At 62.8% G+C, this 12,640-nt stretch carries 11 protein-coding genes and 1 tRNA gene; 4 read left to right on the forward strand and 8 right to left on the reverse strand.

All coding sequences use genetic code 11. From position 1 onward, the window contains the following. Positions 1 to 77 precede the first annotated feature (77 nt). The 3 genes from POS17_RS01575 (at position 78) to POS17_RS01585 (ending at position 2,719) form a co-directional block, all read left to right on the forward strand. Positions 78 to 773 (forward strand): DsbA family protein, encoded by a 696-nt coding sequence (locus POS17_RS01575; protein ID WP_060837067.1) that lies wholly within the window; start codon positions 78 to 80, stop codon positions 771 to 773. 27 nt (positions 774 to 800) lie between these two features. After that, positions 801 to 1,190, forward strand: a complete 390-nt coding sequence (locus tag POS17_RS01580; protein WP_016963609.1) for a nuclear transport factor 2 family protein — start codon at positions 801 to 803, stop codon at positions 1,188 to 1,190. Positions 1,191 to 1,429: 239 nt separating this feature from the next. After that, positions 1,430 to 2,719 (forward strand): OprD family porin, encoded by a 1,290-nt coding sequence (locus POS17_RS01585; RefSeq protein WP_060837068.1) that lies wholly within the window; start codon positions 1,430 to 1,432, stop codon positions 2,717 to 2,719. A gap of 170 nt (positions 2,720 to 2,889) precedes the next feature. Here POS17_RS01585 and POS17_RS01590 read toward each other — a convergent pair whose 3' ends face one another. The 4 genes from POS17_RS01590 to POS17_RS01605 form a co-directional block, all read right to left on the reverse strand. After that, positions 2,890 to 4,020, reverse strand: a complete 1,131-nt coding sequence (locus POS17_RS01590; RefSeq protein ID WP_060837069.1) for a lysozyme inhibitor LprI family protein — start codon at positions 4,018 to 4,020, stop codon at positions 2,890 to 2,892. A gap of 31 nt (positions 4,021 to 4,051) precedes the next feature. Further along, entirely contained in the window at positions 4,052 to 4,438 is a 387-nt protein-coding gene (locus POS17_RS01595) for a c-type cytochrome (RefSeq protein ID WP_060837070.1), read from the reverse strand. A gap of 476 nt (positions 4,439 to 4,914) precedes the next feature. Then, on the reverse strand, positions 4,915 to 5,403 hold the full coding sequence (locus POS17_RS01600) for an OB-fold protein (protein ID WP_060837071.1): 489 nt from the start codon (positions 5,401 to 5,403) through the stop codon (positions 4,915 to 4,917). A gap of 838 nt (positions 5,404 to 6,241) precedes the next feature. Next, positions 6,242 to 6,317, reverse strand: a tRNA-Thr gene (locus POS17_RS01605). Between the two features lie 232 nt (positions 6,318 to 6,549). On the opposite strand from POS17_RS01605, the gene POS17_RS01610 reads away from it, so the two are divergent. Further along, positions 6,550 to 7,194, forward strand: a complete 645-nt coding sequence (locus POS17_RS01610; RefSeq protein WP_060837072.1) for a hypothetical protein — start codon at positions 6,550 to 6,552, stop codon at positions 7,192 to 7,194. A gap of 49 nt (positions 7,195 to 7,243) precedes the next feature. Here the strand turns inward: POS17_RS01610 and POS17_RS01615 are convergent, their stop codons facing one another. Genes POS17_RS01615 through POS17_RS01630 form a run of 4 tightly spaced genes read right to left on the reverse strand, consistent with a single transcriptional unit; the run spans position 7,244 to position 12,391 of the window. Further along, on the reverse strand, positions 7,244 to 7,465 hold the full coding sequence (locus tag POS17_RS01615; RefSeq protein ID WP_060837073.1) for a formate dehydrogenase subunit delta: 222 nt from the start codon (positions 7,463 to 7,465) through the stop codon (positions 7,244 to 7,246). Next, positions 7,462 to 10,359, reverse strand: a complete 2,898-nt coding sequence (gene fdhF / locus POS17_RS01620; RefSeq protein WP_060837074.1) for a formate dehydrogenase subunit alpha — start codon at positions 10,357 to 10,359, stop codon at positions 7,462 to 7,464. Before fdhF ends, POS17_RS01615 begins: the two co-directional genes overlap by 4 nt. Then, positions 10,356 to 11,915: a formate dehydrogenase beta subunit gene (locus POS17_RS01625; RefSeq protein WP_060837075.1), complete on the reverse strand. Its 1,560-nt coding sequence runs from the start codon at positions 11,913 to 11,915 to the stop codon at positions 10,356 to 10,358. Before POS17_RS01625 ends, fdhF begins: the two co-directional genes overlap by 4 nt. Continuing rightward, a complete protein-coding gene (locus POS17_RS01630) occupies positions 11,915 to 12,391 on the reverse strand; it encodes a formate dehydrogenase subunit gamma (RefSeq protein WP_060837076.1) in 477 nt (158 codons plus the stop codon). The genes POS17_RS01625 and POS17_RS01630 overlap by 1 nt, the downstream gene beginning before the upstream one ends. Between the last annotated feature and the right edge of the window lie 249 nt (positions 12,392 to 12,640).

The raw sequence follows: 12,640 nt of genomic DNA on the forward strand, positions 1-12,640 counted from the left end.
TTTCGAGGTTTTTCCCCTGGCGCCCGGGGCATAGTCTGCGTGCCATCGAATACTCAAGACCCTGTTGGAGTCCCCCCATGTCCTCGGCCACCCTTCACTACATCTATGACCCGTTGTGCGGCTGGTGCTACGGCGCCAAGCCGCTGGTGCAGGCGGCCCTGGCCGTGTTGCCGGTGCAGGCCCATGGGGGCGGCATGATGACCGGCCGCAACCGCCAGCCGGTGTCGCCACAGCTGCGCGATTACGTCATGCCCCATGACCGGCGTATCGCCGAGTACACCGGGCAGCCTTTCGGCCAGGCCTATTTCGAAGGCTTGCTGCGCGACCATTCGGCGGTGTTCGATTCGGCGCCGCCGATTGCCGCGGTACTGGCGGCCGAGGCCCTGGATGGACGCGGACTGCAATTGCTGGGACGCCTGCAGACCGCCCATTACCTGGAAGGCCGGCGGATTGCCGATCGCGAAGTCCTGCTGGAACTGGCGCAGGACCTGGGCTTGGCTGTCGAGGCATTCGCCGCGGCGCTGGATCGGGTTACCGCCACTGAGCTGGATGAACACATAAAGACCAGCCGCGCGCTGCTGGCCAAAGTCGGCGGTCAGGGTTTCCCGACCCTGGTGCTGGAGCGGGATGGCCGCTATCAGTTGCTCGATATCAGCCCCTGGCTGGGCAAACCCGAGGCTTTCGCCCACTGGCTGAAAACCTCACTGGGCGCCGGTTCCGGCCCGCAAGACGGCGCGTTCCAGGCCTGTGGCCTGGACGGTTGTGCGCTCTGATCCCACCTGACCTGCATGGAGTCACCCATGGATAACCTCGCGTTGATCAAGAGCACCTACGAAGGTGCCAACTCCCAGGAAAATGCGCGCAACACCGCCGCGGCCCTGGCCCCCGACGCACGTTGGACCGAAGCGGCGGGCTTTCCCTATGCCGGCACCTACGTCGGTTTCGAGGCGGTGCTGGAGCATGTCTTCAAGCGCCTGGGCTCGGAATGGCATGACTTCACCTTCAAGGTGGAAAACTACGTGGCCCAGGGCGACAAGGTGTTCGCCTATGGCAACTACCAAGGCATCTACAAGGCCTCGGGCAAGCCGATTGATGTGCGAGTGGCCCATTTGTGGACCCTCAAAAACGGCAAAGTCACCCACTTCGAACAATTCGTCGACAGCCATAGCGTGCAGCTGGCAATGCTCTAGCCCGCAGTTCTTAGAATATTTTCAGCTATTCAAAGACGATTCACGAAATTGACACGTTGTTCAGGGCGCAGATAGGATTCGCCCCCAACGCCTGTGGCCAAGAGCCATATTTAAGAATAATAAAAGGCCCGCCGCGATCCTTCGCGGGCGGGTCTTTTTGTTTCGTCGGTAGAAGAGCGTTTAAACGCCATAGCCGTGAGTGCTCACAGCGCGTCTCTAACCGTAATAAGGAAAATAAAATGTTGAAACAGCGGATCTGCTTGATTGCACTGGGGATTTTGAGCGCTACACAAGCCATGGCCGACGGCCAGGCCGATGCCAAGGGTTTTGTTGAAGACAGCAGCCTGAAAGTGCTGCTGCGCAACGCCTACATCAACCGTGACAAGAAAGACGGTAACGACGACCAGCGCGAGTGGGGCCAAGCGGCCATCGGCACGTTCTCCTCGGGCTTCACCCAAGGCACCGTGGGCGTGGGCGTGGACGCCTTCGGTCTGTATGCATTGCGCCTGGACAAAGGCAGCCACAGCGGCGGCCAGGGTATCGACTTCTTCAAGCGCAGCGAACACGGCAACCAGACCCCAGCGGGCGACCTGGCCAAGGCCGGCGCCGCGGTCAAATTCCGCGTGTCCAACACCGTGCTGACCTACGGTGACCAGATGCCGGCGCTGCCGGTACTGAACTATGACAACTCGCGCCTGCTGCCGGAAAGCTACACCGGTACCTTGATCACTTCCAAGGAGATCAAGGGCCTGGAGCTGAACGCCGGTCGTTTCACTGCCGAATCGCGCAAGAGCGCCGAAGGTCGTGACAGCGGTGGCCTGAAGTCGATCAACGTATTGGGCGGTAGCTACCAGTTCACCGAGCAGTTCAAGGGCGCGCTGTACGCTTCCGACGTCGAAGACGTGCTGAAGAAGCAATACGTCAACCTGAACTACGTGTTCCCGCTGGCCACCGACCGGTCCCTGACCCTGGACTTCAACGGTTACCAGACCAAGCTGGACAAGGCCTACGCCAAAGACGCCGGCGCCGGTGGCCAGGACAACAAGATCTGGAGCCTGGCGGCCACCTACGCCATGGGTCCGCACTCGTTCACCCTGGCGCACCAGCGCAGCACCGGCGACAGCCACCTGGGCTATGCCTACGGCGGCTACCAGCGTGGTCAGAACCGCGTGGGTGACGGTGGCAACACCATCTACCTGGCTAACTCCTACTGGTCCGACTTCAACGCTGAAGACGAGCGCAGCTGGCAGCTGGGCTACGGTCTGGACTTCGGCGCCTTCGGCGTACCGGGCCTGACCTACAACGTGGCCTACGTACGTGGCGACAACATCACCACCTCGACCTCCACCGGCGGCACCGAGCGGGAAATCTTCAACCAGCTCAAGTACGTGGTGCAGAGCGGCCCGGCCAAGGACCTGAGCGTCAAGGTACGTAGCTCGATCCTGCGCGTATCGCAGAAATCCAGCGAGTACAACGACAGCGGCAACGAACTGCGGGTGTTCGTCGACTACCCGATCAACGTGTTCTGATGCACGCCTGATCAGCACCTGATTGCAGGTGGCGCAATGGAAAAACCCCGACTGGTTCGGGGTTTTTTTGTGCCTAGTGGGGAGCGGTGCGCAAGCGGTGGCTCGATATCGATCTGTTACGGCCCGCCGCCGGGCCATGGCTGACCCGGTTCCTTGCGCGGACGTGCCTTTCAGTCATCCGGATTGATCGCGAACTTCAGATGATCGCCTTCCAGGTACACCACCGCCTCACGGCCATGGATATCCACAGGGCGGGCGGAGATCGCTTCATGCTCCGGGACGATCTTGGACAGCACCTTGTGCTGCACGTCGACCCGCCAGATACAGGCCCGCGGCCCTTCGTTATCGAAGTACATCACCGGGCGGGTTTCGCTCCAGGTGGGATTGACGATGCTCCAGCCGGACTCGACCTCGTTGTGCTCGGTGACGTTCTCGGAGTAGGTGTTGTTGCTCTGCCGGTCGTAGTCCAGGGACAGGCTGTAGTTCTCCTGATTCAGATCCTGGCCGACCCGCGCTCGGGCATGGTGCAGGGTGTTGGAGAGCGACTGGAACACCTGCTGGCTGGCCTCGGGAGCACTGCGTGAGCCCAGGCGATAGCGCATGCCCTGCTGCAGCTCGCCGCCGCTGCGCTGGCGGTAGTAAAACACCCCGTCAACGATGCCGGCGAAGCGCTGGCCCTGATCGTTGCCCCCCGGCAGGGCCCAGCCGACAAAACCGATATCCCGAGCGATGGGGTGCAGGCCGGGCTGGTCGTCGGCGTATTCGTAGAGGGTGCCGACATAGCCTTCCCGCCCTCTCTGGTACTGACCGACGAACAGCACCACATGCAGCACGCCCTCCAGCACCTGGGCGTCGACGATCTGCTGATCGCCCTGGGGCGGGGCGGCGGTGAACCTGGCCAGGGTGAAGCGCTGCCAGTCATCAGGGTCCTGCAGGCGGTACTGACGGGTGGGATCCATGGGCAGCAGCTCGTCCTTGCCGGGCGCCGGAGGGATCGGCAACAGTCCGAGCATCTTCACCTGGGCCCGGTAGGCGGACTCCAGGCAGTCGCTGTCGATGCAGGTGTCGCGCACTTCCCGCAGCCACTGGGTTTGCAACAGGCGAAACACCTGCAGGTGCTTGAGGGCCTGGTAGCGGCGGTTCAACTCATCGTCCTTGGCGGACAGGGTCGGCGTGGCGCAGACGGTTTTTTCCACCAGGGTCGAGGCCTTGGCGCAGTCGAAACCGGCGGCCTGCACCTGGGACATGCACGCAGCCAGGGCCAGGCCCGTGACGACGAGCGACGGCAGAGCAAATTTCATCAAAACATCCTTGTAGGCAAGCGAGCGCAGATCAGGGGGTAGGGAAGGTCTGCAGATAGGCCAGCAGATTATCGATTTTTTCCTCATCGCTCAGCCCCCAGAAAATCATCCGGGTGCCAGGCACCACGGCTTTTGGATCTTCCAGGTACTGGATGAGCTTGTCCCGGGTCCAGACAATGCCCGACGACTTCATGGCGGTTGAATATTGATAGTCCGCGGCACTGCCGGCCGGGCGATCGATGATGCCGTTGAGCTGCGGCCCGAACGAACTGCGCACCGAAGGACCGATATTGTGGCAGCCGCTGCACAGGCGCTTGAACAGCTTGCCGCCGGCTTCGGCATCGCCGGCCAGGGTCGGAGTGCTGAACAGTGTTGAACTGACCAGTAAGGTCAGGAGCGAGAGGGCCGTGCGCTTCATGGAATGCCTGTGTGCTGCGGGAGACGGCGGGTATTGGAGCATGAAGCGTAATTGCTGTGGGAGCTACGGTCATTTGTTCGCTGATTCATGCCGAAAATCTCAAGTACGCGTTGCAATGCAAGCAGCCGGAACACGCAAAATATCGCCAAGAGCTGGCGAAGTAAGATGCTCAAAGTTGTTCACCTCCCGATGTTTCTACGCTGAGGATTTCCCTGAGCATGCCGGAAGACTTACCGGCGCACTTGTCGATCTGGTGGAGATGGAGGTTCGAAGCCTCAGCTACTTGGCAATGGACGTTCTTCCGCGGTAGATCAGGCTAACCGCACAGATTGAACTCGCATTACGAGGAACTCATCACGGTGAATTCGCTAGCAGTAAAACCGCTTTAGTGGTGTGCGCTTGACCAGGGGGAGGAGTGTTTTTTCAGAAATAAAAAAGGACTCATTTGGAAGAGTCCCTTTTTTATGTGTCGAAGCTCAAAGCAGAGCGCAAGATCCTGACATTGGGATCTTCGCTACGTCCCCCTTGCCTACACAGAGCAATGTTACCTTTGCCCCTTTTTTCAGTGAAGCGAGGGAGGCAGCATCACTTTTTTCAAATGAAAATTGCGGTTCCATGAACTGATTTACTCCGCCGCGCAACGTGAGATACGGATTCCCCATGAAGTCGGTATTGATGTCTGCCACAGTTCCCGACACCTTGAATTTCTTACCCTTGAATTTCTGATCGGCAGCGACTGTATTTTCGTTGTACGCGACAGCAATATCACCAGCCGTTACAGTCGGCATTGCAGCCAGTTCCTGCTTTGATTTTTCCAGTTCTGCTTGTGCACGAGCTTTATTCGCATCAGCAAGTGCAACTGCTTCGGCTTTCTTTTGCTCTGGAGATTTCATTGCGTTGCTGATGAATCCAATAACGAACAGAACACCGATGATGATTCCAACCCACTTGAATAGTTTTTTCACGCACGTCTTCCTCTGATAGTCGAGTTATCCATTGCCGCCTTGTAGGCTCGCATTGCTATTACCCAGCGGCTTGAAGCAGCGGGATTCTCCAGAATCGCAGGGAGCGAAGCAAGCTGGTTGCGAAGCAGATCAATCTGAAAGCAAAAAAATATCGTGTAGCATTTCACGACGAGCTACTAATTTAATTGAGTATTTGCACTCTTCAGTTGGTCCCTAATGTAGCCTCATTGAGGGCGCCGTGACACAGGTATCACGGAGCTTACCAAAAGAGCTTTTGTGCTCACTCGCTAGTCTGATCAAGATGAACAGTCGAAATGCGAACTAACTGGTGATGGAGTGTTTTCTTGAATTCACCGGGCGCGAGCGGTTGCTGATTGTGCAGATCGATCTGGCGGTTGAGGTGTAGGAAAAGCCCTCAAAAACTGGAAGTAACGTGTTTGAAAGACAAATGCGATTGACGAAATCTGCGATGTGATATTCGCCAGCGTAGGTGTCTAGCCATGGGGTGAATCAAAAAGCCTGCATATACGCGATGGCTAACCGGTCCTATCTTGTGCTCTATCCTGTGCTAGGTTAGCGCCGTCAGATCATGTAGGGCTCCACGGCGATGTTTTCGCAACCATTGGTAAGATGGGCGTAACGCATAACGGTGTGGAATGGCATGCCTCCCGTCAGTTTTTGGCGATTCTGATCCTGAGTTGGCTGTACTAACCGGACGTCCCAGGCAGCTAGTGATTGCTGCTCCCTTGGTTGGAGGAGCGTGAACACGTCTGAGGACGGAAATCACTGAGCCAGAAACAACAAAGCCCCTGCATTTCTGCAGGGGCTTCCTTTTGTATGGTGCCGGCACCAGGAGTCGAACCCGGGACCTACTGATTACAAGTCAGTTGCTCTACCAACTGAGCTATACCGGCGTGTTAGGGCGACGATTATAGCGATTGGCGGGGTTCTGTAAACCCCTGAAATCTGACTATTTTTGCGTGGGCCTGCGCCAGCTCTGTCGTAGGGCTTCCCGGCACTCGGGGCTCAGGCGCGATGAGGCGGTGAGCCAGTGGCGGGCCGCGGAAGGTCCAGTGCAGACTGCCGGCACGCGGCCGATAGCCTGCTCAGCCGCTCATGCCGCTGCAAACAAAGGAAAGATCAGTCATGAAACCCAGAAACATCACCTTGCTGGCGCTGCTGTCGTTGCTCGGCGCGTGCAGTGTCAAACCGGTGTTGCCCTATTCGGAACCGCCCCTGAGCGTGCCGACCGCGCAGTTGCGGGTGATCACCAACGGTGAAGTGCGTGGGGAGGCTTATGCCGGTTGCCTGGGGGACAGCAAGCGCCTGGCCAAGGCCGGGCGTTTTGGCAGCAATCAGCAAGCCAATATCAATTACCCGCAGTTTCCGTTGCAGCCGCGGCAGATCGACATGCTGCCGCGCTTCGCGCCGAAGCTGCCGGCCTACGTCGGCTCGATCCGCATGGGCGAGGGCGCGTACCACGAGATTGTCACCGAGTATCGGGTGCCGGCGGGTCGGCCTTTCCTGCTGGAAGGGGGCGGGGTGTCGGCCGCTGGATCCGGCAGCAGCTATCGCACCTGTCCCGAGGTGAAGAAGGTGGTGATGTTCGAGCCGGGCAAGAGTTACGAAGCCTACGTCGGCCTGAACTACATCCCCCAGGCCAGTGGCGAAACTGCTGCGATGTGTGTCTTTGCGGTGTACCAGCTGTTGCCTCTGGGCAAGCCGGGGGCGGTGATGCCGCTGGCGCTCCAGACCAAGCCGCCGGTGGACAGACGGTGCCCGGGTAACTGAGTCGCTGCAGGGTTCCCCGGCCTGCTGCTACAGGCCGGGGCGTACGGGGTCAGGCCTCCCAGCCGGTGTCGCGCAGCGCTTGCTGCACCAGTGGGTGCAGTTCGGCACCTTGCTGCTCGGTCTGCCAGGCCAGCAGGTCCTTGCGCATGGCCGGGGTCCAGAACATCTGCATGTGGTTGCGCACGCTCAGCACCGCCTGTGCCTGATCCGGCTCGTTGGCAAAGTACGCGGCGATCTGGTTGGCCATCTTGATCAGGTTGGCGGTGCTCATCGGCGCACCTCCGCCTTGCCGCCCCGGGAGCGCCGGCGTTCATCCAGCAGGCGATGCTGTTCGTCGCTGAATGCCTGGTAGCGCTTCTGCCATTCGGAAGGGTGGTAGACGCGGCTGACTTCCACCGCCGTGACCTTGTACTCCGGACAGTTGGTGGCCCAGTCGGAGTTGTCGGTGGTGATCACGTTGGCCCCCGATTCGGGGAAGTGGAAGGTGGTGTAGACCACGCCCGGCGCCACCCGCTCGGTAACCCGGGCGCGCAGCACGGTCTGCCCGGCGCGGCTGCCGATGCCCACCCAGTCGCCTTCGTTGATGCCCCGGCTCTCGGCGTCGGTGGGGTGGATTTCCAGGCGGTCCTCGGCGTGCCAGGCAACGTTGTCGGTGCGTCGGGTCTGGGCGCCGACGTTGTACTGGCTGAGGATCCGGCCGGTGGTCAGCAGCAGCGGGTAGCGGCCGTTGACCTTCTCGTCGGTGGGCACGTAGCCGGTGAGCATGAAGCGCCCCTTGCCGCGCACGAACTCGTCGATGTGCATGGTCGGCGTGCCGTCCGGCGCGGCGTCGTTGCACGGCCATTGCAGGCTGCCGTGGCGATCCAGGCTGGCGTAGCTGACGCCGGTGAAGGTCGGGGTCAGGCGGGCGATTTCATCCATGATTTCCGAAGGATGGTTGTAGTGCATCGGGTAGCCCAGGGCCGCCGCCAGGGCCAGGGTGCCTTCCCAGTCGGCCTTGCCGCCCAGGGGCTCCATGACCTTGCGCACCCGCGAGATGCGCCGTTCGGCGTTGGTGAAGGTGCCGTCCTTTTCCAGGAACGAGCTGCCCGGCAGGAACACGTGGGCGAACTTGGCGGTTTCGTTGAGGAAGATGTCCTGCACCACCACGCACTCCATGGCCGACAGGGCCGCGGTCACGTGCTGGGTGTTGGGGTCGCTCTGGGCGATGTCTTCGCCCTGGCAGTACAGGCCCTTGAAGCTGCCGCCCAGGGCCGCTTCGAACATGTTGGGAATGCGCAGGCCGGGGTCGGCTTGCAAGGTGACATTCCAGGCCTGCTCGAACTCCTGGCGCACCGCCTGGTTGGAGATGTGCCGGTAGCCCGGCAGCTCGTGGGGGAAGGAGCCCATGTCGCAGGAACCCTGGACGTTGTTCTGCCCCCGCAGCGGGTTCACCCCCACCCCTTCGCGACCGATGTTGCCGGTGGCCATGGCCAGGTTGGCGATGCCCATCACCGAGGTGCTGCCCTGGCTGTGTTCGGTGACGCCCAGGCCGTAGTAGATCGCCGCGTTGCCGCCGGTGGCGTACAGGCGCGCGGCGGCGCGGATGTCGGCAGCGGGCACGCCGCAGATGGCGCCGAGCACTTCCGGCGAGTTGTCGGCGCGGCTGACGAAGGCGCTCCACTGGGCGAAGGCTTGCGGCTCGCACCGGGCCTCGACGAATGCCTGGTTGACCAGGCCCTCGGTAACGATCACATGGGCCAGGGCATTGAGCATGGCCACGTTGGTGCCCGGGCGCAGGGCCAGGTGCAGTTCGGCGCGGGCGTGCACCGAGTCCACCAGATCGATGCGCCGTGGGTCGATGACGATCAGCTTGGCCCCTTCACGCAGGCGCCGCTTGAGCTGGGAACCGAACACCGGGTGCGCGTCGCTGGGGTTGGCGCCCATCACCAGGATTACGTCGGCCTGCATCACCGAGTCGAAGCTCTGGGTGCCAGCGGATTCCCCCAGGGTCTGCTTGAGGCCGTAGCCGGTGGGCGAGTGGCAGACCCGGGCGCAGGTGTCGACGTTGTTGTTGCCGAAGGCCGCCCGCACCAGTTTCTGCACCAGGTAGGTTTCTTCGTTGGTGCAGCGGCTGGAGGTGATGCCGCCGATAGAGTCGCGGCCGTACTTGAGCTGGATGCGCCGCAGCTCGCTGGCGGCGTAGGTCACCGCCTCGTCCCAGCTGACTTCCTGCCACGGATCGCTGATGTGCTTGCGGATCATCGGCTTGGTGATGCGGTCCGGGTGGGTGGCGTAGCCCCAGGCGAAGCGGCCCTTGACGCAGGAATGGCCGTGGTTGGCCTGGCCGTTCTTGTCCGGAACCATGCGCACCAGCTGGTCGCCCTTCATCTCGGCGCGGAACGAGCAGCCGACCCCGCAGTAGGCGCAGGTGGTGATCACCGCCCGTTCCGGCTGGCCCATTTCCACCACGCTTTTTTCCATCAGGGTCGCGGTGGGGCAGGCCTGCACGCAGGCACCGCAGGACACGCATTCGGAGTTCAGGAAGTTGTCGCCACCGGCCGCCGCGACCCGGGATTCGAAGCCGCGGCCGCTGATGGTCAGGGCGAAGGTGCCCTGGGTTTCCTCGCAGGCGCGCACGCAGCGGTTGCAGACGATGCACTTGCTCGGGTCGTAGTCGAAGTAGGGGTTGGAGGTGTCTTTCTGATCGTCCAGGTGGTTGGCGCCGTCATAGCCGTAGCGCACTTCCCGCAGGCCCACCTGGCCGGCCACGGTCTGCAGTTCGCAGTTGCCGTTGGCCGAGCAGGTCAGGCAGTCCAGCGGGTGGTCGGAGATGTACAGCTCCATCACGTTGCGCCGCAGGGTCGCCAGCTTCGGCGTTTGCGTATGCACCACCATGCCTTCGCTGACCGGGGTGGTGCAGGAGGCCGGGTAGCCGCGCATGCCGTCGATCTCCACCAGGCACATGCGGCACGAGCCGAAGGCTTCCAGGCTGTCGGTGGCGCAGAGCTTGGGGATGGTGGTGCCCAGCAGGGCCGCGGCGCGCATCACCGAAGTGCCCTGGGGCACGCTGATGCTGCGCCCGTCGATGTTCAGGCTGACCTGCACCTGGCTGTCGCGGGCCGGGGTGCCGAAGTCCACGGCATTGAGGTCGATGTCTGTGGCTGGGTCGAAAATACTGATCATTGCTCGGCCTCCGAGGGCGCCAGACCGAAGTCGGCGGGGAAGTGCTTCAGGGCGCTGGCCACCGGGTAGGACGTCATCCCGCCCAGGGCGCACAGCGAGCCGTATTGCAGGGTGTCGCACAGGTCTTTGAGGATCAGCGCCTGCTCGTCGCGGCGGCCTTGATCGGGGGCCGCCAGCAGACGGTCGATGACCTCCACGCCGCGGGTCGAACCGATGCGGCACGGGGTGCATTTGCCGCAGGATTCCTCGGCGCAGAATTGCAGGGCGAAGCGCGCCATGTGGGCCATGTCCAGGCTGTCATCGGCCACCACCACGCCACCGTGGCCGAGCATCGCGCCCATGGCGGCGAAGGCTTCGTAATCCAGCGGTGTATCGAACTGCGCCGGCGGTACCCAGGCGCCCAGCGGGCCGCCCACTTGCGCGGCCTTCAGCGGCCGGCCGCTGGCGGTGCCGCCGCCGTAGCCTTCCACCAGCTCGCGCAGGGTCAGGCCGAAGGCCCGTTCCACCAGGCCGCCGTGACGCACGTTGCCCGCCAGCTGGAAGGGCATGGTGCCCAGGGAGCGGCCCATGCCGTAGTCGCGATAGAAGGCTGCGCCCTTTTCCAGGATCAGCGGCACCGAGGCCAGGGTCAGCACGTTGTGCACCAGGGTCGGCTGGCCGAACAGGCCTTGCAGCGCCGGGATCGGCGGCTTGGCGCGGACGATGCCGCGCTTGCCTTCCAGGGAGTCCAGCAGGGCGGTTTCCTCGCCGCAGATATAGGCCCCGGCGCCGACCCGTACCTCCAGGTCGAAGGCCTGGCCGCTGCCACCGAGATTGGCCCCGAGGTAACCGGCGTCCCGGGCGATGTCCAGGGCCTCGCGCAGGGTCGCCACCGCCTGGGGGTATTCCGAGCGCACGTAGATGTAGCCGTAGCTGGCGCCGACCGCGAGGCCGGCAATGGCCATACCTTCGATCAGCAGGAAGGGGTCGCCTTCCATCAGCATGCGGTCGGCGAAGGTGCCGGAGTCGCCTTCGTCGGCGTTGCACACCACGTACTTCTGCTGCTGCGGCGTGTCGCGCACGGTGCGCCATTTGATCCCGGCGGGGAACGCCGCGCCGCCACGGCCACGCAGGCCGGAATCGAGCACCGCGGCCACGGTCTGCTCACCGCCCAGGGCGATGGCGCGGCCCAGGCCCTCGAAGCCGCCATGGGCCCGATAGTCCGCCAGGGACAGCGGCCGGGTTATGCCGGCGCGGGCGAACAGCAGGCGTTGCTGACTTTTCAGATAGGGCAGGTCTTCCACCCGGCCCAGGGCCAGGGGATGGCTGGCGGGATCGCCTTGCAGGGCATCGAGCAACGAAGGCACGTCGGCGACGCTCAGCGGACCAAAGCCCAGGCGTCCGTCCGGGGTGTCGACTTCCAAAAGCGGCTCCAGCCAGTACAGGCCACGGGAGCTGGTGCGTTGCAGTTGCAACGGCAGGTGGCGCTGCTCGGCCTGGGCGGCGATGGCCTCGGCCACCGCATCGGCGCCCACGGCCCGGGCCAGGGAATCACAGGGCAGATAGAGGCTCGGCATCACGCGTCCTCCCGGCAGCTGTCCAGCAGCGCGTCCAGGCGTTCGGCGCTGACCCGGGCGTGCAGTTGCCCGTCCAGCTCCAGGGCCGGCGAACAGGCGCAGGCCCCCAGGCAATACACCGGTCGCAGGCTGATGGAACCGTCGGCGCTGCTGCCGTGGTCATCCAGGTGCAGACGCTCGCGCAATTGCGCCGCCAGCTGCTCGGAGCCACGGCTCTGGCAGGACTCGGCGCGGCACAGGCGCAGGATGTGCCGCGCCGGCGGCGCGGTACGAAAATCATGGTAGAAGCTGATCACCCCGCGCACTTCCGCCTGGCTCTGATTGAGCGCGTGGGCGATCTCGGTGATGGCCAGATCGGGGATGTAGCCGAGCTCTTCCTGGATCTGGTGGAGAAGGGGCAACAGCGCACCCGGGACGCCTTTGTGGCGCTCCAGCAGGGTGTGGATCAACGGCAGATGCAGCGTTTCATCAGGCATACAGCAATTCCTCACGGTCACGGACACACCTGATGGTTGTCGGCTGTCCGAAAGTGTCGGCTGCGGCACTGCTTGCCACGTCACGGTAGCGCGGCGTTTCAGGCCGTTGGCCATGCACCCTGAATGGGCATCTTGTTGGACCCGGTGCGGTCGTTGCCGCACCTGTTCAGGGCATAAAGGGCAGCTTGACACGCTGCCTCTGATTGAACCGCACGAAAGCGACGTGTCCGGTTCCGAATGCGACCACCC

The sequence above is a fragment of the Pseudomonas sp. Os17 genome, assembly GCF_001547895.1.
GTDB lineage: Bacteria > Pseudomonadota > Gammaproteobacteria > Pseudomonadales > Pseudomonadaceae > Aquipseudomonas.

What these genes read in the sequence shown, in the direction of transcription:
- POS17_RS01590 (WP_060837069.1), bottom strand. Translation starts at nt 4,020, where the DNA reads ATGAAATTTGCTCTGCCGTCGCTCGTCGTCACGGGCCTGGCCCTGGCT.
- POS17_RS01585 (WP_060837068.1), top strand. Translation starts at nt 1,430, where the DNA reads ATGTTGAAACAGCGGATCTGCTTGATTGCACTGGGGATTTTGAGCGCT.
- POS17_RS01610 (WP_060837072.1), top strand. Translation starts at nt 6,550, where the DNA reads ATGAAACCCAGAAACATCACCTTGCTGGCGCTGCTGTCGTTGCTCGGC.
- POS17_RS01580 (WP_016963609.1), top strand. Translation starts at nt 801, where the DNA reads ATGGATAACCTCGCGTTGATCAAGAGCACCTACGAAGGTGCCAACTCC.
- fdhF (WP_060837074.1), bottom strand. Translation starts at nt 10,359, where the DNA reads ATGATCAGTATTTTCGACCCAGCCACAGACATCGACCTCAATGCCGTG.
- POS17_RS01630 (WP_060837076.1), bottom strand. Translation starts at nt 12,391, where the DNA reads ATGCCTGATGAAACGCTGCATCTGCCGTTGATCCACACCCTGCTGGAG.
- POS17_RS01595 (WP_060837070.1), bottom strand. Translation starts at nt 4,438, where the DNA reads ATGAAGCGCACGGCCCTCTCGCTCCTGACCTTACTGGTCAGTTCAACA.
- POS17_RS01625 (WP_060837075.1), bottom strand. Translation starts at nt 11,915, where the DNA reads ATGCCGAGCCTCTATCTGCCCTGTGATTCCCTGGCCCGGGCCGTGGGC.
- POS17_RS01575 (WP_060837067.1), top strand. Translation starts at nt 78, where the DNA reads ATGTCCTCGGCCACCCTTCACTACATCTATGACCCGTTGTGCGGCTGG.
- POS17_RS01615 (WP_060837073.1), bottom strand. Translation starts at nt 7,465, where the DNA reads ATGAGCACCGCCAACCTGATCAAGATGGCCAACCAGATCGCCGCGTAC.